At 62.4% G+C, this 19238-nt stretch carries 19 protein-coding genes; 5 read left to right on the plus strand and 14 right to left on the minus strand.

What is annotated here, in order from left to right; translation table 11 throughout:
- From ACQ4WQ_RS28180 to ACQ4WQ_RS28210, 7 genes are all read right to left on the minus strand, one after another.
- The coding region (locus ACQ4WQ_RS28180) for a 5-deoxy-glucuronate isomerase (protein ID WP_436501586.1) at positions 1-240 on the minus strand (240 nt) is incomplete at its 3' end.
- Positions 237-1151: a myo-inosose-2 dehydratase gene (iolE, locus tag ACQ4WQ_RS28185; protein WP_436501588.1), complete on the minus strand. Its 915-nt coding sequence runs from the start codon at positions 1149-1151 to the stop codon at positions 237-239. The genes iolE and ACQ4WQ_RS28180, both read right to left, overlap by 4 nt.
- Position 1152: 1 nt before the next feature.
- Positions 1153-2985: a 3D-(3,5/4)-trihydroxycyclohexane-1,2-dione acylhydrolase (decyclizing) gene (iolD, locus tag ACQ4WQ_RS28190; RefSeq protein WP_436501590.1), complete on the minus strand. Its 1833-nt coding sequence runs from the start codon at positions 2983-2985 to the stop codon at positions 1153-1155.
- A complete protein-coding gene (locus ACQ4WQ_RS28195; protein WP_436501592.1) occupies positions 2982-4928 on the minus strand; it encodes a bifunctional 5-dehydro-2-deoxygluconokinase/5-dehydro-2-deoxyphosphogluconate aldolase in 1947 nt (648 codons plus the stop codon). The genes iolD and ACQ4WQ_RS28195 overlap by 4 nt, the downstream gene beginning before the upstream one ends.
- An 8-nt stretch (positions 4929-4936) precedes the next feature.
- The gene (locus ACQ4WQ_RS28200) at positions 4937-5722 is read right to left on the minus strand and encodes an ATP-binding cassette domain-containing protein (RefSeq protein ID WP_326457796.1); all 786 of its coding nucleotides are present in this window, start codon (positions 5720-5722) and stop codon (positions 4937-4939) included.
- Positions 5723-5725: 3 nt separating this feature from the next.
- A complete protein-coding gene (locus tag ACQ4WQ_RS28205) occupies positions 5726-6859 on the minus strand; it encodes an ABC transporter permease (RefSeq protein WP_436501604.1) in 1134 nt (377 codons plus the stop codon).
- 175 nt (positions 6860-7034) lie between these two features.
- Entirely contained in the window at positions 7035-8084 is a 1050-nt protein-coding gene (locus ACQ4WQ_RS28210; RefSeq protein WP_414654744.1) for a sugar ABC transporter substrate-binding protein, read from the minus strand.
- 259 nt (positions 8085-8343) lie between these two features.
- Between ACQ4WQ_RS28210 and ACQ4WQ_RS28215 the strand changes: the two genes are divergently transcribed.
- Genes ACQ4WQ_RS28215 through ACQ4WQ_RS28225 form a run of 3 tightly spaced genes read left to right on the plus strand, consistent with a single transcriptional unit; the run spans position 8344 to position 11240 of the window.
- Positions 8344-9210, plus strand: a complete 867-nt coding sequence (locus ACQ4WQ_RS28215) for a MurR/RpiR family transcriptional regulator (RefSeq protein WP_326457795.1) — start codon at positions 8344-8346, stop codon at positions 9208-9210.
- Positions 9203-10189, plus strand: coding sequence for an inositol 2-dehydrogenase (gene iolG / locus ACQ4WQ_RS28220; protein WP_436501606.1), 987 nt, complete (start codon positions 9203-9205; stop codon positions 10187-10189). The genes ACQ4WQ_RS28215 and iolG overlap by 8 nt, the downstream gene beginning before the upstream one ends.
- A gap of 28 nt (positions 10190-10217) precedes the next feature.
- On the plus strand, positions 10218-11240 hold the full coding sequence (locus ACQ4WQ_RS28225; protein WP_436501595.1) for a Gfo/Idh/MocA family oxidoreductase: 1023 nt from the start codon (positions 10218-10220) through the stop codon (positions 11238-11240).
- 14 nt (positions 11241-11254) lie between these two features.
- Here the strand turns inward: ACQ4WQ_RS28225 and ACQ4WQ_RS28230 are convergent, their stop codons facing one another.
- Entirely contained in the window at positions 11255-11593 is a 339-nt protein-coding gene (locus ACQ4WQ_RS28230; RefSeq protein WP_326456719.1) for a helix-turn-helix domain-containing transcriptional regulator, read from the minus strand.
- A complete protein-coding gene (locus ACQ4WQ_RS28235) occupies positions 11550-11915 on the minus strand; it encodes a type II toxin-antitoxin system RelE/ParE family toxin (protein WP_436501597.1) in 366 nt (121 codons plus the stop codon). The genes ACQ4WQ_RS28230 and ACQ4WQ_RS28235 overlap by 44 nt, the downstream gene beginning before the upstream one ends.
- A gap of 239 nt (positions 11916-12154) precedes the next feature.
- Here ACQ4WQ_RS28235 and ACQ4WQ_RS28240 point away from each other — a divergent pair, with 239 nt between their 5' ends.
- Together ACQ4WQ_RS28240 and ACQ4WQ_RS28245 are read left to right on the plus strand one after the other, a co-directional pair.
- Positions 12155-13372, plus strand: coding sequence for a hypothetical protein (locus ACQ4WQ_RS28240; protein WP_436501599.1), 1218 nt, complete (start codon positions 12155-12157; stop codon positions 13370-13372).
- A gap of 25 nt (positions 13373-13397) precedes the next feature.
- Positions 13398-14426: a ParB/Srx family N-terminal domain-containing protein gene (locus tag ACQ4WQ_RS28245; RefSeq protein WP_436501601.1), complete on the plus strand. Its 1029-nt coding sequence runs from the start codon at positions 13398-13400 to the stop codon at positions 14424-14426.
- Between the two features lie 71 nt (positions 14427-14497).
- Here ACQ4WQ_RS28245 and ACQ4WQ_RS28250 read toward each other — a convergent pair whose 3' ends face one another.
- The 5 genes from ACQ4WQ_RS28250 to ACQ4WQ_RS28270 form a co-directional block, all read right to left on the minus strand.
- Positions 14498-15607: an ABC transporter ATP-binding protein gene (locus ACQ4WQ_RS28250; RefSeq protein WP_099408603.1), complete on the minus strand. Its 1110-nt coding sequence runs from the start codon at positions 15605-15607 to the stop codon at positions 14498-14500.
- Positions 15608-15616: 9 nt separating this feature from the next.
- On the minus strand, positions 15617-16486 hold the full coding sequence (locus tag ACQ4WQ_RS28255) for a carbohydrate ABC transporter permease (protein WP_070290751.1): 870 nt from the start codon (positions 16484-16486) through the stop codon (positions 15617-15619).
- On the minus strand, positions 16483-17367 hold the full coding sequence (locus ACQ4WQ_RS28260; protein ID WP_010397323.1) for a carbohydrate ABC transporter permease: 885 nt from the start codon (positions 17365-17367) through the stop codon (positions 16483-16485). The genes ACQ4WQ_RS28255 and ACQ4WQ_RS28260 overlap by 4 nt, the downstream gene beginning before the upstream one ends.
- 113 nt (positions 17368-17480) lie before the next feature.
- The gene (locus ACQ4WQ_RS28265) at positions 17481-18734 is read right to left on the minus strand and encodes an ABC transporter substrate-binding protein (protein WP_035817882.1); all 1254 of its coding nucleotides are present in this window, start codon (positions 18732-18734) and stop codon (positions 17481-17483) included.
- A 356-nt stretch (positions 18735-19090) separates the two neighbouring features.
- Positions 19091-19228, minus strand: coding sequence for a carbohydrate porin (locus ACQ4WQ_RS28270; protein ID WP_258001197.1), 138 nt, complete (start codon positions 19226-19228; stop codon positions 19091-19093).
- Positions 19229-19238 lie beyond the last annotated feature (10 nt).

The following is a 19238-nucleotide window of genomic DNA, read 5'->3' on the forward strand; positions in this document are numbered from 1 at the left end:
GACATCCTCGAAGACGCTGGTGCGCTTGCCGATGGCTTCCCAGACGTGATCGCCCGCCCGCACCGTGACCGTGCCCGTCAGCACGACGAGGCACAGCTCGCGCTTGCCCGTCTCCAGCGTCAAGCCCTCGCCGGCCGCCAGACGATGCGCGGCAAAGCCCACATGCGTCCAGCCGGCCGATGCCGGCGTGACTTCGACGATGGTCTGTCCCTGCCCCGCTTTCACCAGCAGCGGGCTCATGCCGCCTCCCGACCCAGGCGCGGGATCGCCGCGACGAGATTTGCCAGGTAATCGTGGCCCATCTTCGCATACTGATAGCTGGGCGCGACGGCCGGGTCTTGCTCCGCCTCCACCACCAGCCAGCCTTCGTAGCCGTGCAGATACAAGCGCGTCAAAATGGCTGGGAAATCGATGCTGCCGTCGCCCGGCACGCTGAACGCGCCATTGATGACGGCCTGCAAAAAACTCCAGTGGCCATTGCGGGCCAGTTTCACCACGTTCGGGCGCACGTCCTTGCAATGCACGTGGCAGATGCGATCGATATGTTTATTCAGGACCGCCAGCGCGTCGCCGCCGGCAAAGGTGATGTGACCGGTATCGAACAGCAAGCCGACCTCGGGACCCGTCAGGGCCATCAATTGATCCACGTCCGCCGGCGTTTCCACGTAGGCGCCCATGTGGTGGTGGTAGGCCAGGCGCACGCCGTGCGCCAGCAAGTGCTGCGCAAACACCGTGAGTTTATCGGCGTAGTCCTGCCATTGCTGCTGCGACTGGAAACGGGGGCGCTTATACAAGGGGCGCGCTTCGCCCTGGATGGCGTCGGCCACTTCGCCATACACCATGACGCTGGCGCCGCTGTCGGCCAGCAGCCGTAAATGCGGACCGACGGAGGCGATCTCTTCTTCCACCGAGCGGTGCGCCAGCCGTCCCGAATACCAGCCGGAGACGCACGCCAGGCCATACTTGCCCAGCACGGCGTTCAGGGACGGGGCATCTTTCGGAAACTTGTTGCCCAGTTCAAAACCCACGTAGCCGATCTCGGCGCCTTCCTTCAGCGCCGTTTCCAGGGGCGTTTCGCCGCCCAGGCTCGGCAAATCGTCGTTCATCCACGAGATCGGGTTGATGCCGATACGTACATTCCAGGTAGTCATTTCAATTCCTTTGTTTCAGGCGATCGTTTTCATAACGGGCACGCGCAGCTTGCACGCCGGGCTGGGTCGACACTTCCGGTACGGCCACTTCCCACCAGCAGCCGCCCTCTTGCGTCGTGCGCGTGTCGTCCGTGTCGATGCAGATCAGGTAGGTGCGGGAGGCGGCCCGGGCGCGCAGCATCGCCTGTTCCAGCTCGGCGATGTTGGCCACGTGTTCGGACAGCGCGCCCAAGGATTGCGCATGCAGGGCGAAGTCGATGCGCGGGGCGCTGTCGGGCAGCATATTGTTGAACGAGGCATTGCCGCAGGCCTGCTGCAGGCGGTTGATGCAGCCGTAACCCCGGTTGTCGAGCACGACGATGATGAGTTTTTTGTCCAGCATGACGGAGGTGGCGATTTCCGAATTCATCATCAGATAGCTGCCGTCGCCCACCATGACGATGACTTCCGCTTCCGGTTTGGCCATCTTGACGCCGAGGCCGCCGGCGATTTCATAGCCCATGCACGAGTAGCCGTATTCCATGTGGTAGCCGCCCGGCGTCGATGTTCTCCACAGTTTATGCAGCTCGGCCGGCAAGGTACCGGCCGCGCAGACGACGATGTCGCGCACAGTAGAATCCGGTGCGGAACGCTGCACGGCGCCGATGACTTCGCCGTCGTACGGCAAGCCGGCGACCTCGCGCTTGCCGGTAATGGATGCCACGGTGGCGCGCCAGGCATGCGCCGCCTGCTGCGCGCGCTCCAGCCACTGGCCCGCACTGTGCCAGGTAGCAAGCCGCCGCGACAGGCCCTGCAAGCCAAGCGTCGCGTCCGCCTGCAGGCCCAGGCCCCGGCGTTTCAGCGCATCAAAACTGTTGACGTTCAGGCTGAGCAATTGCGCCTGCGCAAACAGGGAGTTGGACCCGGTCGTAAAATCCTGCAGGCGCGTGCCGACGGCCAGCACCACGTCCGCGTCCGCCGCCAGCGCATTCGCGGCGGGCGAACCGGTGACGCCGATGGCGCCCAGCTGCAAGGGATGGTCCCACGGCAAGCTGCTCTTGCCGGCCTGGGTTTCCGCCACGGGAATGCCATGCCGTTCGGCAAATGCCCGCAAGGAGGCGCCGGCCTGGCCGTACAGCACGCCGCCGCCGGCGACGATCAGCGGCTGTTTTGCATTTTTCAACAGCAACGCGGCCTCTTCCAGTTCCTGCTCGACGGGCGGCACGGCGCGGAAACGCACGACTCTCGGTTCGAAAAAGTCGGCCGGATAGTCATACGCCATCGTCTGCACGTCTTGCGGCAGGGACAAGGTGACGGGACCGCAGGCGGCCGGGTCCGTCAAGGCGGCGATCGCGCGCGGCAAGGCCGTCAGCAATTGCTCCGGATAGACGATGCGGTCGAAATAGCGCGATAAAGGTTTAAAAGCGTCATTCACCGATACGCTGCCGTCCGTGCCATCTTCCAGCTGCTGCAAGACCGGGTCCGGTGCGCGCGAGACGAACACGTCGCCGGGCAGGAGCAAGACGGGCAGGCGATTCACGTGCGCCAAGGCAGCCGCCGTCAGCAGGTTGGTGGCACCGGGGCCGATGGAGCTGGTGACGGCCATCATGCGCCGGCGCATGTGCGCTTTCGCATAGGCAATGGCCGAGTGCGCCATCGCCTGTTCGTTGTGGGCGCGGTAGGTGGGGAACACATCCTTGTACTGGTACAGCGCCTCGCCCATGCCGGCCACGTTGCCATGGCCAAAGATGGCGAAGGCGCCGCCGAACAAAGGCTGGCCCTCCTCGGTGCGCAGCACGGACAGATAGCGCACCAGCGCTTGCGCCATGGTCAAACGGATCGTGGTGGTGGTCATGCCGCACGCTCCAGGCGGTTGCGCGTGCGCTGCCACAGGGCAATCAGCTGCTCGAAGTTGGCGCGCACGGCGGCGATCAGGCCCGCATCGTCGAGTTCGCCGGCCAGCCAGCGGCGGCTCGGTTCCTGGAAGATGGTGCGGCCCACCATGAAGCCGCGGCAGGTGGTGCTGGCACTGGCCTGTTCAAAACTGTCGGCCAGGGCGGCGATGGGCGCGTTCAAGCCCAGTAATACGACGCCACGGCAATACGGATCGCGCTCGTGCACGAGGGCATCGATGGCTTGCCATTGCTGGGCCGACATGCTTTCCAGTTTCCACCATTCGGGGTAGATGCCCAGGTTGTACAGGCGCTTGACGGCGCGCAAGACCGTGTCTTCACTGTGCGGCAAGGCTTCCGACGGTATGACTTCGAGCAACAGTTCGTGACCGCTCACTTGCGCCGCGTCGTACAGGGCCTTGATCTGCGCTTCCTGTTCCAGGCGGTTTTCCACGGCGTCGTCCGGATGCAGCTGCACCAGGCACTTGATCACATGTTCCTTCGGCCAGCTGAGCAGGTGCGAGCCGATGGAGCGGCCCCAGTCGAACTGCAGCGGGTTCGATCCCGGCAATTCCACGGGACGGCCTATCCACCAGCCGCGCCCCGTCGCATCGTTGAGCGCATCGACGCCATAGCGGCCATCGATCAGCACGCCAGTCTTGCCGGCCAGCTGCAAGGCCGTTTCCGTCTGCGCCACGGCTTGCACCATCAATTGCTTCAAGGCCGCAATGGCCGCTTCGGGCGCGCCGGTTTGTTGCGCCAGCTCAAAAAATTGCGTGCGGTGGTCGAACGCAAACACGCACAGCTCATTCCACTGCTTGCGCGCGACCGTCGTGCGGTGCAGGCGCGACAAGGTCGCGTCCTGGTCCGGCTGCGTGAGCTTGGCCGCGTTGGCCAGGAAATAGTCGAGCTCGACGGGCGACGGCATGGCCGGCGCGCAGCCGTGGCGCGACACGACGAGGGCGCCGCAGCCATTCGCATAGCGGCAGCACGCCTCGTAATCCTCGCCGCGCAGCCAGCCTTTCAGGAAACCGGAGAGAAAAGCGTCGCCCGCGCCGAGCACGTTCAACACGTCCACCCGCACGCCGCGGTAGTTATATGCATCGTCGAGGCTGTGCGGCACCACATTGTCGATGACGGCGCTGCCCAGCGGACCCCGCTTGACGACGAGGGTCGCCAGGGTGGCGGCCCGCACGGCGCGCAAGGACGCCATGATATCGGCGCCGCCGCCGGCGATCATGAATTCCTCTTCCGTGCCGACGATCAGGTCGAACTGCGGCAGGATGCTTTGCAGATGTTGCGTGACGCCGTCGTTCGAGACGAACCGCGTTTCGCCGTCCGCCTTGCCGGACAAACCCCACAGCACGGGCCGGTAATCGATGTCGAGCACGGTGCGCACATTATTGGCGCGCGCCAATGTGAGGGCCTGCGTGCTGACGGCGTGCATGGCGCTAGTCGAGAAATGCGTGCCGGTGATCAACAGCGCCTTGCTCGAGGCAATGAAGGCCGCATCCACCGACGATGCGTCGATGGCCATGTCGGCGCAATTTTCACGGTAAAAGATCAGCGGGAAGGTGTTCTTGTCCTTGATGCCCAGCATGACGAGGGCGGTGAGCCGCTCGCGGTCGATGCCGACATGGCTGACGTCGCAGCCCTCCTGCGCCAAGGTGTCCGTCAAGAAGCGGCCCATGTGGTCGTCGCCCACCTTCGACAGCATGGCCGACTTCAAGCCCAGCCGGGCCGTGCCGAAGGCGATATTGGCCGACGAGCCGCCCAGGTACTTGGCGAAACTGGTGACATCTTCCAGGGTGCTGCCGATCTGCTGCGCGTACAGGTCCACCGCCAGGCGGCCCAGGCAGATCACGTCCAGCGCCCTACCCTGGGCAAATTGTGTGGAATTATTCATGGCTATCCTTAAATCGTGACACCGTCGAGTTCACTCATCAGCGTTTGCATTTCCGCACCGCCCGCCATCATGTCCAGCAAGGCATCCTTGGTCACCGTATCCTTGGTGAAGGTGCCCAGCGACTTGCCCCGGTTCAACAAAGTGAACGAGTCGCCGACCGGATACGCATGGTGCACATTATGCGTAATAAAGATCACGGAAATACCGCGTTCGCGCGCCTTGTAAATCAGTTTCAGCACATTGAACGATTGTTTCACGCCCAGGGCCGCCGTCGGCTCGTCGAGAATCAGCACGCGGGCGCCGAAATGGATGGCGCGGGCGATGGCCAGGCACTGTTTTTCGCCGCCCGACATGGTGCCGATGGCCTGGTGCGGGTCGCGCACCATGATGCCCATCTCGGCCAGCTTGGCGCGCGCCGTCTCGGCCGCATAGTCGATATCCATCACGGGCACCAGGCCCAGCAGCTTTTTCATCGGCTCGCGGCCCATGAAGAAATTGCGCGCCACGGACAACAGCGGCACCAGCGCCAGGTCCTGGTAGACGGTGGCCACGCCCATGTCCAGCGCTTCGCTGGGCGAATTGAAGACGACGGGCTTGCCATCGACCAGGTATTGGCCATCGGTCGGCTTGTGCACGCCGGCCAGGGTCTTGATCAGGGTGGACTTGCCGGCGCCGTTGTCGCCCAGCAAACAATGCACTTCGCCCTCTTTCAGCCGCATGGTGATGTTTTGCAAGGCCAGCACGGAGCCGAAACGCTTGCTGACATTTTCCAGGGCAAGAATATGCTCGCTCATGATTTACCTCGCTTCCGTGACGCGTGAGCGTACAAAGTTATTGAACAGCACCGCGATCAGCAGCATGACGCCGAGGAAGACGCGGAACCAGTCCGAATTGATGTTGGTGTAAGTGATGCCGATCTGCACCACGCCGAAGATCAGCGCGCCGAAGCAGGCGCCGACGACGGAACCGTAGCCGCCCGTCAGCAAGGCGCCGCCGATGACGGCCGCGATGATGGCTTCGAATTCCTTTTGCATGCCGCGGTCGGCGGCGGCCGAACCGATATCGCACACTTGCAAGGTAGCAAACAGGCAGGCGCAGAAGGCCGTGAAGACGAACAGCGAAATCTTGACCTTGCGTACCGGCACGCCCACATTCTTGGCCGCGTTGGCGTCGCCGCCCACGGCGAACATCCAGTTGCCGAAGCGGGTACGCGACAGCACGAAGGCGGCGCCAGCGGCCAGCACCAGCCACCAGGCGATGACTTTCGGCACGCCCTTGACGAGCGGCGAACCGTCGTCGAGCACGGCGATCCAGCCATGCGTGCCCATCCATTGGAACAAGCCCGTCGCGACGTTGCCATGGAACAGCAGGCTGGCCAGCCAGTCGTTGGCCGCCAGGTCGCCCACGCCGCTGACGATGGTGCGGTTGGCAAACATGATCGACAGGGCCAAGGTCAGGCCGCGCAGGATGAAGAGGAAAGCCAGTGTGACGATGAACGAAGGCAGGCGCGTCTTGATGACGATGTAGCCGTTGAGCCAGCCCAGCGCCATGGAACCGGCGAAGGCAAAAATAATAGCGGCCCACAATGGCCAGTGGAAATAGATCGTCGGGATGGCAATCATCATGCCGGCAAAGCCGATCATGGAGCCGATCGACAGGTCGAATTCGCCGGCGATCATCAACAGGCAGGCGCCGATGGCGATGATGCCTAGGTAGGACGCCACTTGCATCCAGTTGACGACGCCATCGAGGTTGAACATGCCGGAATCGCCGGCCGTGATGACGAAGAAGGCAAACACGAGCACGGCGCCGGAAATCGAGGCGAACTCGGGGCGGCCGAAGAGCCGTTTGACCCAGCTGGTCGTGCCCACGCGCTCGTCGGCGACTGGCAGGGGCTTGCTGGAGGCGCCGGGAGGCGGAGGAGGATTCATGCCCGGGCTAGCCAGGCTGGATTTGAGCGCAGTCATACAAAGTCCTTTCAGTGATACTTATTACCAATTCCAATTACTTTCCTACCAGCATCGCTGGCGCCAGGCGTGTTCCTCCCATGCGCCGCCCGCGGGAGGCGGTGCGGCGCTGGGTAACTCCCGGTGGCGACTGTGTGGATTAGCGGTACTGGCCGGCGTATTTTTCGACCTTGGCGATGTTGTCCTTGGTCACGAAACCGGGGCCGGAGCTGATGTGGCGCGGGCCGTAGATGGGCGTCAGGCCGTATTCCGCCAGGCGTGCCTGGTATTTCGGATTGGCGATCAGGATTTCCTTGACCTTGGCCAGGTCCGTGATCTTCTGCTGTTTCATGATGGCCATCACGGCGACAGGAATGTAGCCTTGCAGGTAGGGCTGCTGGTCGATGGCGAACTGGATGCTGCCATCCTTGATGCCCTTGGCGATTTCCTCCGACAAGTCGAAGCTGGCGAAGTACATCTTGCCTTTCAGGCCCAGCTTTTCGACGGCGCGCATGGCGGCCGGCGCCGAATCCGGTCCCAGCGCCAGCACGGCCTGGGTCTTCGGATTGCTGCGCAGATAGGCGCTGACCTTGCTCTCGATCACGCCAGGATCGACGCCATTCGTGTCGAGCGTGGACGATTTGAAATCGACGCCCAGCGCGTCGGCAAAACCGCGGCAGCGTTCGAACGAGGAGGCATTCATCGCATAGTGATTCACGCACACGAACGATTTGATGCCCGCTTCCTTGGCGCGCTTGCCGGCGCCCAGGCCCGCGTCATACTCGGGCTGGCCCACGTGCATGATGGCTTTCAACTGTTCGCTTTGCGCCAGGGTGCCCGAATTGATGGTCACGAGCATGATTTTCTTGGCCACCACCGTGCCCAGCGGTTTTTGCAGCACGCTGAAGTCGGCGATGTCGGCGATCAAGCCGTCGTAATTGCGCGCGGCCGACTGCTCGATCAGGCGCGCCATGTCGGCCAGGTCGCCATTCGGCGGATTGCGGTAGTCGACCGTGACGTTGAAGTCCTCGCCAGCTTGCTTGATGGCGTTCTTGATGGTGTTCCACCAGGAATCGGAGTCCGGCGCGTGGCTGACCATGACGAATTTCTCGCCGGCAGCATGGCTGGCGCCCGTGCTCAATCCCAGGCTCAGGCCCAGGCTGGCGATGGCCAGGCACTTCATCAAACCCTTGCTTTTATTGCTATGCATGAATGTCTCCTAGACGGATTAATTTTTATAGTTGCGAGCTTTTATGAAGGGTGTCACCGGCCTGGCCTTGCGGCACACGAACCGATGCACTGCGCACAGCTTAGGCCACAAAAAAGACAAATGCAATAAAATTTTCAAAATAAATTTAAATAGAAATTCGTTTCTATTTTTGGATTTCCCTCCTATAATTCTCGCCAGAACCAGCCGCAGCGCAACTTGATATGCCATTGCGGCCCAGCAAGCAACCGAGGAAAAAACCATGGCAGCCACCGCCCCCATCGAACAGCTGATGCAGCACATTGCCGCCGAGTACGACAACTTGTCGCGCCAGCTGAAAGTCATCGCGCAATACATTGAAAAGCACCGGGCCAGCCTGATGCTCGAGCGCATCAGCGACATCGCTGCCGCCTGCGACGTGCAGCCGTCGGCCATCGTGCGCTTCGCGCAGCGCTTCGGCTACACGGGCTTTTCCGAAATGCAGGATGTGTTCCGCCAGGCGTACACGGACCAGGCCGGCGCCACGCCCGACTACCAGCAGCGCATCCGCAAGCTCATTTCCACGCGCGATGCGGCCCTCAGCGCGGGCGACCTGACGCGCGAATTCGTCGGCGCCAGCCGCGCCGGCCTCGACGATCTGGCCGCCGGGCTCGACGACGTGCAGCTGGAAGCGGCCGTCAACCTGCTGCTGAAAGCGGAAAACATCTATGTGATCGGCGTGCGCCGGTCCTTTCCGATCGCCTCCTACATCGCCTACGCGCTCGAGCACACGGACAAGCGCGTGCACCTGATTAGCGGACTGGGCGGCATGCACCGCGAACAGATGCGCAGCGTGCGCGAACGCGATGTGGCGATCGCCATCAGTTTCTCGCCTTACGGCAAGGAAACCCAGCAGTGCATCAAGGCGGCGCAAGACAAGGGCGCCAAAGTCCTGGTGATTACCGACAGCAAGCTGGCCCCGCTCGCGCGGGCCGCCGACGCGCTGCTCACCGTCACCGAGGGCAGCGCTTTCGCCTTCCGCTCGCTGACCAGCACCATCTGCCTGTGCCAGGCGCTGTTCATCGCGCTGGCATACAAATTAGAGCTCGACATCGAAGAAATCCACACCCCAGGAGAACATGATGATTGAAGTAGCGTTGTTCGGCGCCGGACGCATCGGCAAAATCCACGCGGCCAACCTGGCCGCCCAACCCGGCGTGCAGTTCAAGTACGTGGTCGACGTCAACCAGGAAGCGGCGGCCGCGCTGGCCGGCCTGCATGGCGGCAGCAGCGCGACTGTCGAAGCGGCATTGGCCGACCCGGCCGTCAAGGCCGTCGTCATCGCCTCGAGCACGGACACGCACGCGGACCTGATCCTGCGCTCGGCCGCCGCCGGCAAGGCCATCTTTTGCGAAAAACCCGTCGATCTGACGCTGGACCGGGCACGCGCCTGCGCCGCCGCCGTCAAGGAGGCAAAAGTGCTGTGCATGCTGGGCTTCCAGCGCCGTTACGACCCGACCTTCAATGCCGTCAAGACGCGCATCGCAGCGGGTGAAATCGGCACGCCGGAATTGCTGGTCGTCACCAGCCGCGATCCCGGTCCGCCGCCCGTGAGCTACATCAAGGTGTCGGGCGGCATCTTCAAGGATATGCTGATCCACGATTTCGACATCTTCCGCTGGATACTCGACGATGAAGCCGTCAGCGTGCACGCCACGGGCAGCTGCCTGGTCGATCCTGCCATCGGCGAGGCGGGCGACCTCGACACGGCCGTCGTCACCATCCGCACGGCCAAGGGACGTTTGTGCCAGATCAATGCCTCGCGCCGCGCCGCCTACGGCTATGACCAGCGCTTCGAAGTGCTGGGCAGCGCCGGCATGCTGCAGGCGGGCAACCACAAGCCGACGGAAGTCACCGCCTATGGCGCCGTGAACGTCAGCGTGGACAAGCCGGAAGACTTCTTCCTGGAACGTTACCGCGTGGCTTACGCGCAGGAAATGGCGCACTTCTTTGACGCCCTCAGCCACGGCACGCCGCTGCGCACCACCGTGCACGATGGCTTGAAGGCGCTGGAATTGGCCGAGGCGGCCACGCTGTCGTGGCGCGAACAGCGCGTCGTCACTTTATAAACAAATAATAAAAATATCTGGAGACCACATGTCATCCCCAACATTAAAAGTCGGCATCGTCGGCCTGGGCCGGCTGGGCCAGCGCCACGCCATCAACCTGGCGCAGCGCGTGCCCAACGCCGAAGTCGTGGCCGCCTGCAGCCCCGTGCCGGCGGAACTGGACTGGGCCGCCAGCCAGCTCGGCATCACCACCGGCTATGCCGATTACGACGCCTTGCTGGCCCACCCTGGCCTGGACGCCGTGTTTCTCGTCACGCCCACCTCGCTGCATGCGGACCAGATCATCGCCGCCTTGCGCGCCGGCAAGCACGTATTCTGCGAAAAGCCGCTGTCCCTGGACCTGGCCGACTGCCTGAAGGTGGAAGCGGAAGCGGCGCGCCATCCGCAACTGACCGTCATGATCGGTTTCGTGCGGCGTTTCGACGCCAGCTACCATGACGCGCAGCAAAAGATCGCCCAAGGGCTCATCGGCAAGCCGTATCTCGTGCGTTCGCAAACCTGCGACCAGAACGACCCCAGCGGCGCCTTCATGCGCTTCGCCCCCACCAGCGGCGGCATCTTTCTCGATTGCAGCGTGCACGATATCGACCTGGCACGCTGGCTGCTGGGCAATCCCGTGCCCAAACGCGTGTATGCGAGCGGCACCAACGCCATCCACACGGGCTTGCAGGCCTTCGGCGATGTCGACAACGGCCTGGCGACGGTCGAGTTCAGCGACGGCAGCATGGCCAGCTTCATGGCCTCGCGCACGATGGCGCATGGCCATGAAACCCTGACGGAAGTGTTCGGCACGGGCGGCCGCTTGGCCGTGGGCAGCAATCCGCGCCTGAACAGGGTGGAAATCTCGGATGCGCATGGCGTGCGCAACGAGTGCACGCCGGACTTCTATGCCCGCTTCGCCGACGCCTTTTTGATCGAGGCGCAGGAATTTACAGATGCGGCGCTGGGCCGGCGCACTCTGTCGCTGACCTTGCACGACGCGACGGAAGCGACGCGCATCGGCCTGGCCATGACGCAAGCGATGCGCGAGGCACGGCCCGTCGAGTTTTAAACCAAAGCAGGGACTCAGACAGCCGGCGTGGAAAACGGCTGCCTGGGCTCCACGGCCAGCCGCAAACCCATGGCATCGAGGATGGCCGTCAAGGTGCTCAGCGAGGGATTGCCCTCGGGCGACAGGGTACGGTACAGCTGGGTAGGATTGAGCTTGGCCGCTTGCGCCACGGCGGGCACGCCGCCAAAAGCGCGCGTCAGCTGGCGCAGCACGGCCAGCAGTTCGCCATGGTCGCCATCGACGAGGATATTGTTGATCAGTTCAAGGGCCAGATCGGGATCGTCGCGGTACAGTTCGGCCATCGCCTCGTCATGCGAGCGGTCTCTCGGTGGTTTGCTTAGTTCCTCTTTCATGTCCCCTCTCCTTCCAGTCATGCCAACAGGCACAGGCGTATTCGATATCTTTCGATTGGGTACGCTTGTCGCCGCCGCACAGCAATAAAATGATCTGTTCGCCGGCGATGGCGTAATACACGCGGTAACCAGGCCCCACGTCGATGCGCAATTCCCACACGCCATCGTGGCAAAATTTATGGTCGCCAAAATTGCCCGCCATCAGACGCAACACGCGCCGCAAGATGGCCACCCTGGCCGTATTATCGCGCTGGCGTTTCAGCCATTCCGTATATAAATCCCTGCCCGATGACGTCAGGTAGTGCCGGATCTCGACCATCATATTCGTCCATAAACGAAGAAAGATCAAGGAGAAAATCCACGCGGTTTCATAAAAAAAGAAGACCCCGTCATCTTGCGGCCAAACCGCGTGACGCAGGTGCCGAATGCCGGGATCACTGATGTATATCAAGATGCGTTTCTCCAGTTACTGTAGAGAAATGATGTGGCGCGTACACGCCTCACGCGCCTCCGATTGCGCTATACAATAAGCGCTGCCCAACCGCGAAAAACCCTGCCGCCATGACGAATAACGATAGCAACTCCCCTACCCTTGCCGACGCGGCCGAGCGCTACGTCAAGCTGGTGCTGGCCATGGGCCAGCACGATGCCTCGTACGTGGACGCCTATTACGGCCCGCCCGCATGGCAACAGGAAGCGGTAGAACAACAATTGAGTTTGAGCGACATCAAGGCCGCGACAGACACGGCGCTGGCCCTGCTGGCCGACGAACCTTGCCTGCGCGCCCTCAACCTGCGCAAGCAATTGCACGCCGTGCTGGCCAAGGCGGACATGCTGCAAGGCACACGCCTCGATTTCGATACGGAAAGCGCGCGCCTGTACGACGCCGTCTCGCCCCGTCACAGCCGTGCGTACTACGAAGCACTGGTGGCGCAGATCGACGCCCTGCTGCCCGGTCCCGGCACGGTCAGTGCGCGTGTCAACGCCTTGCGCGCGCAACTCATCATTCCCGCCGACAAGCTGCGCGCCGTCATGGACGCGGCCATCCGCATGGGCCGCGAGCGCACCTTGCAGTACATCGCCCTGCCCGACGGCGAAGATTTCGTGCTGGAATTCGTCACCGACAAGCCGTGGAGCGGCTACAACTGGTACAAGGGCAACTACCAGAGCGTGATCCAGATCAATACGGACTTGCCCGTGTACATCGATCGCGCCGTCGACCTTGGTTGCCACGAAGCGTATCCAGGCCACCACGTCTACAACGTGCTGCTGGAACGCGACCTGGTGCGCGGCAAGGGTTGGATGGAATACTGTATCTATCCGCTGTATTCGCCGCAATCCTTGATCGCCGAGGGTACGGCCAATTACGGCATCGAACTGAGTTTCACGGATGCGGAACGGCTGGACTTCGAACAGCAGGTGCTGTACCCGCTGGCCGGCCTCGAGCCAAAGCTGGCGCCCCGCTATGCGCAACTCAATGCGCTGCTGGCCAAACTCGGCTACGCCGACAACGACATCGCGCGCCAGTACCTCGAAGGCGGCATCACGCGCGAAGAAGCGCTGGAATGGCTGGTCAACGTGCGCCTGTATCCGGCCGAGAAATCCGCGCAGCGCCTGCAGTTCTACGATGCCATGGGCGCCTACGTCATCAATTACAACCTGGGCCAGGACATGGCGAAAGCCTATGTCGAGCGCCAGGGCGCGACGCGTGCCGCGCATTGGGCCGCCTTCCGCGACCTGATGTCCTCGCCGCGCGTGCCCAGCGCGCTGCTGGAATGAGGCGAAAACGATAAAGGAGAGTCGCATGCACGTCACGCACACTGCCAGCGCCCTGCTGCTGGCGCTTTCCATCAGCAATGCGGCATGGGCCAGGGATGCCGCCGTCGCCACGGCACCGGCACTCAGCGCGCGCCAGCAGGCGCTGATGTCCACCGTGGTGGGCAGCGCCGCCCATCCGCGCATCCTGCAGGTGCGCCTCGATGAACTGCATCCGACCCAGCCGGCCATCGGCTACGACCAGGTGTACTACAAGCTGGGACGCTATGCGGCCGAAGAAAAGCGCATCGCCGACATCGCCAAGCCCAGGAAATTCGCCGACCTGTGCGAGGCCAATGGCCAGGGCGACGTCTTGCCCAACACGGCCAACGTGGCCGGCGCCACCCTGGCCGCGCCCCCGGCCGGCTACCGCTGCAAGGCGGCCGTGGGCAGCCGTCCCGACGACATGAAGAGCGTCGTCATCGGTCCGCGCGGCATCGTGTACCTGACCGATGGCCACCACACGTTTTCCACCTTCTGGGAAGCCGATGGCGGGCGCAATCATCAATTGAAGGTCTGGGTCAAGGTCAGCGACAATTTCAGCGCGCTGGACGAAGCGGCCTTCTGGGCCCGCATGCGCGCGGAAAACAAGGTCTGGCTGAAGAACGGCCGCAACCAGGCCATCGCGCCGCAGCAGCTGCCGCCCGCCATCGGCCTCGCATCCCTGGGCGACGACCCATACCGCTCGCTCATCTACTTTACGCGCGAGATCGGCTACGAGCCGCCGGAGCACGCCACGGAATTTCTCGAGTTTTACTGGGCCGACTGGCTGCGCGGCATGCCGGCGCTGGACCTGGCGCGTGTCGACCTGCGCGACCCTGTCGCGTATGCCAATGCGATCCTGCTGGCCGCGCAGGCGATGGTGGCGCTGCGGCCCGGCGATATCGTCAGCGGCGGCAAGAGCGCGCGCGAGCTGGGCGCCCTGGGGGAAGTCAACCGGAATGAATTCGATGAGCTGATCGACGACAAGGGCAAGCTGCGCCACGCCATCGCCTATAAAAAATCGCTGCCGCATTAAGCGCGGCGGCATAAACGACAACGGCCCGCCTGTCATGCGACAAGCGGGCCGTTTTCTGTTGCTGGTGCCGCTTACGCGATGCGTTCGCCGTTGGCCGGATCGAACAGGGCCGCTTTCGACAGGTTGAACGACAGCTGCATGGTCTGCCCCGGCAGCACCGCTTCGCGCGGGTGCGTGCGGCAGGTCACGGCAGCGCCGTTCAGGCGCGTCGTCAGCAGGGTGTCGGGACCGGTCGGCTCGACGAGGTCGATCAGGCAACCGAGTTCCTGGCCCACGTCGCCGTGTGCGCTGCTCATGTCCGTGATCTGCTCCGGGCGCACGCCCAGGATCACGTCGCGGCCCGCATAGCTGCGCAGCTTGTCGGCGGCAAACGGCAGCGCCAGGCGCATGCTCTTGCCCGCGTTCTCGATGGCGACAAACACTTCGTTGCCCTCGATGACAGGCTTGACGGTGATGAAGTTCATCGACGGCGAGCCGATGAAACCGGCCACGAACAGATTGGCCGGGTTGTCGTAGATTTCCTGCGGTGTGCCCAGTTGCTGCACTACCCCATCCTTCATGACGGCGATCAGATCGCCCATCGTCATCGCCTCGATCTGATCATGCGTGACGTAGACGATGGTGGCCTTCAGGCGCTGGTGCAGCAGCTTGATCTCGGCGCGCATTTCCACGCGCAGCTTGGCGTCCAGGTTCGACAGCGGTTCGTCGAACAGGAACAGCGAGGGCTTGCGCGAGATGGCGCGACCCATGGCCACGCGTTGACGCTGGCCGCCCGACAGCTGCGCCGGGCGGCGGTCCAGCAAATGCGTGATCTGCAAAGTTTCGGCCACGCGCGAGACGATTTCTTCCTGCTCCGCCTTCGGCACCTTTTTCACGTTCAAACCAAACGCGATGTTTTCGCGCACCGTCATCGACGGGTACAGCGCATAGGACTGGAACACCATGGCGATGTCGCGGTCCTTCGGCGGCAGGTCGTTGACCACCTTGCCGTCGATGAGGATTTCGCCGGACGTGACGCTTTCCAGACCGGCCACCATGTTGAGCAGGGTCGATTTGCCGGAGCCGGAGCCGCCGACGAGAATCAGGAACTGGCCATCCTTGATCTCGATGTCGATGCCCTTGAGGACTTCGACGCCATTCGTGTACACCTTGCGGATGCTGCGTATCGATAAACTGGACATATTCTTTCCTTAACCTTTGACTGCGCCTGCGGTCAGACCGCGCACAAAATAACGGCCTGCGACCAGATAGACCAGCAGGGTCGGCAGCGCGGCAATCACCGCGGCGGCCATGTTGACGTTGTATTCCTTCACGCCCGTGGACGTGTTGACCAGGTTGTTCAAGCCCACCGTGATCGGCTGCGAATCTCCGCTGGCGAAGACGATGCCGAACAAGAAGTCGTTCCAGATCTGCGTAAATTGCCAGATGATGCAGACGACGAAAATCGGACCCGAAATCGGCAGCACGATCTTGCGGAAGATCAGGAAGAAGCCGGCGCCGTCGATGCGCGCCGCCTTGATCAGTTCTTCCGGCACGCCGATATAGTAATTGCGGAAGAACAGGGTCGTGAACGCCGTGCCATACACCACGTGCACGAAAACCAGGCCGGTAGTCGTGTTGGCCAGGCCGAATTCGCCCAGCAAACGCGCCATCGGCAGGATCACCACTTGGAACGGAATGAAGCAGCCCACCAGCAAGGCGGCGAACAGGATTTCCGAACCGCGGAAGCGCCAGTGCGCGAACACATAGCCGTTGAAGGCGCCCAGGAAGGTCGAGATCAGCACGGCGGGAATCACCATCTTGATCGAGTTCCAGAAGAACGGCTGCATGCCGTCGCAGGTGACGCCCGTGCAGGCCGAGGACCAGGCCTTGGCCCAGGAATCGAACTGCCACACGTGCGGCAAGGCCAGCAGGTTGCCGCTGCGGATCTCGTCGAGCGACTTGAACGACGTCGACAGGGTCACGTACAGGGGCACGATGTAGTACACCGCGAACAAAATCAGCAGCAGGTATACCACCACCCGTCCGAGGGTGAGGCGATTATTTCGTGTAGGTGTCATCTCATCGCCTTTGCGCTGCGCGTTTCCAGGTACATCAGCGGCACGAGCACGGCCACGATGGTGGCGAGCATCATCATTGCCGATGCCGAGCCCAGGCCCAGTTGGCCGCGGGTGAAGGAAAACTGGTACATGAAGATGGCCGGCACGGACGACGAGTTGCCAGGTCCGCCAGCCGTCAGTGCGATGACCAGGTCGAAGCTCTTGATGGCGATATGCGCGAGGATCAGCAGCACGCTGAAGAACACGGGACGCATGGCGGGAATCACGATGCGCCAGTAGATCGTCGGCAGCGACGCGCCATCGACTTGCGCCGCCTTGATGATTTCGTCATCGATGCCGCGCAGGCCGGCCAGGAACAAGGCCATGACAAAGCCCGACGACTGCCAGACGCCGGCGATCACCACCGTGTAGATGGCCATGTCGGAGTTCACCAGCCAGTCGAAGGTAAACGAGGTCCAGCCCCAATCGTGCATGACCTTTTCCAGGCCCAGGCTGGGATTGAGCATCCATTTCCAGGCCGTGCCGGTGACGATGAAGGACAACGCCATCGGATACAGGTAGATGGCGCGCAGCGCGCCTTCGGCGCGGATTTTCTGGTCCAGCAGGATGGCCAGGAACAGGCCGATGGCGATGCTGCAACCGATGAACAGGACACCGAAGATGCCGAGGTTCTTGAGCGAGGTCCACCAGCGCTCGTTGTCGAACAGCTCGACGTATTGCACCAGGCCGGCGAACTCGTAGTTCGGCATCAGCCGCGATTCGGTCAGCGACAGCCAACCGGTCAAAAAGATAAAACCATAGACGAATACCAAGCTGGCGATGAGCGTGGGGCCCAGCACCATCTGCGGTATCCATCGGTCGAATTGCTTGCGTATGGACATAGAAGAGCCGTAGAGAAAACTGCGTGTGGCGCCGGCCTGATCGAAAGCCAGGGCGGACGCCTGCGATGCATGCGATGCAGCGGGCGCCGGCGGGAGTGCCGGCGCCGTCGTGATTACTTCACTTTTGCCGCTTTGGCCAGGGCGGCAACCGCGTCTTTCGAGCTCATGTTGGTATTCATGAACTTGGCGATGACGTCGGTCACGGCGCCTTGCGTGGCCGATGGCAGCGCCATGCCGTGGGCGAACGATGGCACCAGGCCGCCGGTCTTGTTGGTGGCGTCCATGTCTTCCATCGATTTCAGGGCGCAAGCGTCAAACTTGTCCTTCGATACGCCGGAACGCACGGGGATGGAACCCTTGTTCAGGTTGAAGATCGACTGGAACTTCGGATTCATGATGGCGTTGGCCAGGGCGATCTGCCCTTTCTTCGCATTCGCATCCTTTTGCGTGAACATGGCAAACGAATCGATGTTGAAGGTGTAGGCCTTGTCGGTGCCAGGAGCGGCCACGCACAGGTAGTCCTTGCCCGGCACCTTGCCGGCGGCCGTGAACTCGCCCTTGGCCCAGTCGCCCATGAACTGGAAGCCGGCCTTGTTGTTGATGACCATGGCGGTAGCCAGGTTCCAGTCGCGGCCGGCCGCATCCTTGTCGATGTAGGTCTTCACCTTGCCCAGGGTGTCGAACACCTTGAGCATGGTCGGGCCGGTCAATTCCTTCTGGTCCAGCTTGAGGATAGCCTTTTTGTAGAATTCCGTGCCGCCCACGCCCAGCGCGACCGATTCAAACACGGTGGCGTCCTGCCAAGGCTGGCCGCCGTGGGCGATCGCGATGCCGCCCGATTTCTTGATCTTCTCGGCCGCGTCGAAGAACGCATCCCAGGTGGTCGGGGTGGTGGCCACGCCGGCTTTTTTCAGCACTTCCGGATTGACCCACATCCAGTTGACGCGGTGGACGTTGACGGGAGCGGCAACGTAGTGGCCCTTGTATTTCATGATGTCGGCGACGACTTTCGGCAGCACGGCATCCCATTTGCCTGGAATGGCGGCATCATCGATATTGGCCAGCACGCCTTCGGCGCCCCACTCCTGGATCGATGGGCCCTTGATCTGCGCGGCCGTTGGCGGGTTGCCGGAAATGACGCGGGTCTTCAGCGCGGTCGCGGCGTTTTCGCCAGCGCCGCCAGCCACGGCGAAATCTTTCCAGCCGAAGCCGCTTTCCTTCACGATTTGCTGCAACTGGCCCACGGACTTCGCTTCGCCGCCGGAGGTCCAATAGTGCAACACTTCCACGTCGGTCGCAAACGCGCTGCCGGCGAATGCCAGGGTGGTCAATGCGGCCAGTTGGGTAATCTTGAATTTCAGTTTCATCTCCACATTCCTTTTTTGATCAAGCTTTTAGGGGGCTTCGGCATACGGGGCCGAAAAAGGTGAAATCTGCGCCTGTCCCGGCGCTCTTGTGCTCAGACCCGCTTGCAAACGGGCATCATCTTCAGTGAAAAGACGGCGCCGTGATCCATGACATGACTACATTGCATTTATATCACGGGACGGCGCCAAAAACGCATCCGCGAAGGATGCGCCAGGTTGATCTGCATTACAAACATCAACACTGAACAAAACCGTCGCGAGCGGCAGCGATTTGTGGCTAAGAAGCGCAACCGTGCTAGAGCACGGTGAGCATCGCAGGCCGCAAAGCGCGCCGTGCAGCAGGTTTGGTTCGATGTTTAGAACCAGGTTTCCACTTGGAAACCATACGAGGTGCCGCTGGTATTGTTGTTGTAGATCGGGCCGCCGTTGTTCGACGCATTGACCGAGGCGGTGGCCGCATCGTTCCATTTGCCGTAGGTCACGAAAGCGCGCAGCTCGGGACGC

The organism is Janthinobacterium goodfellowi (assembly GCF_051380695.1).
GTDB lineage: Bacteria > Pseudomonadota > Gammaproteobacteria > Burkholderiales > Burkholderiaceae_D > Janthinobacterium.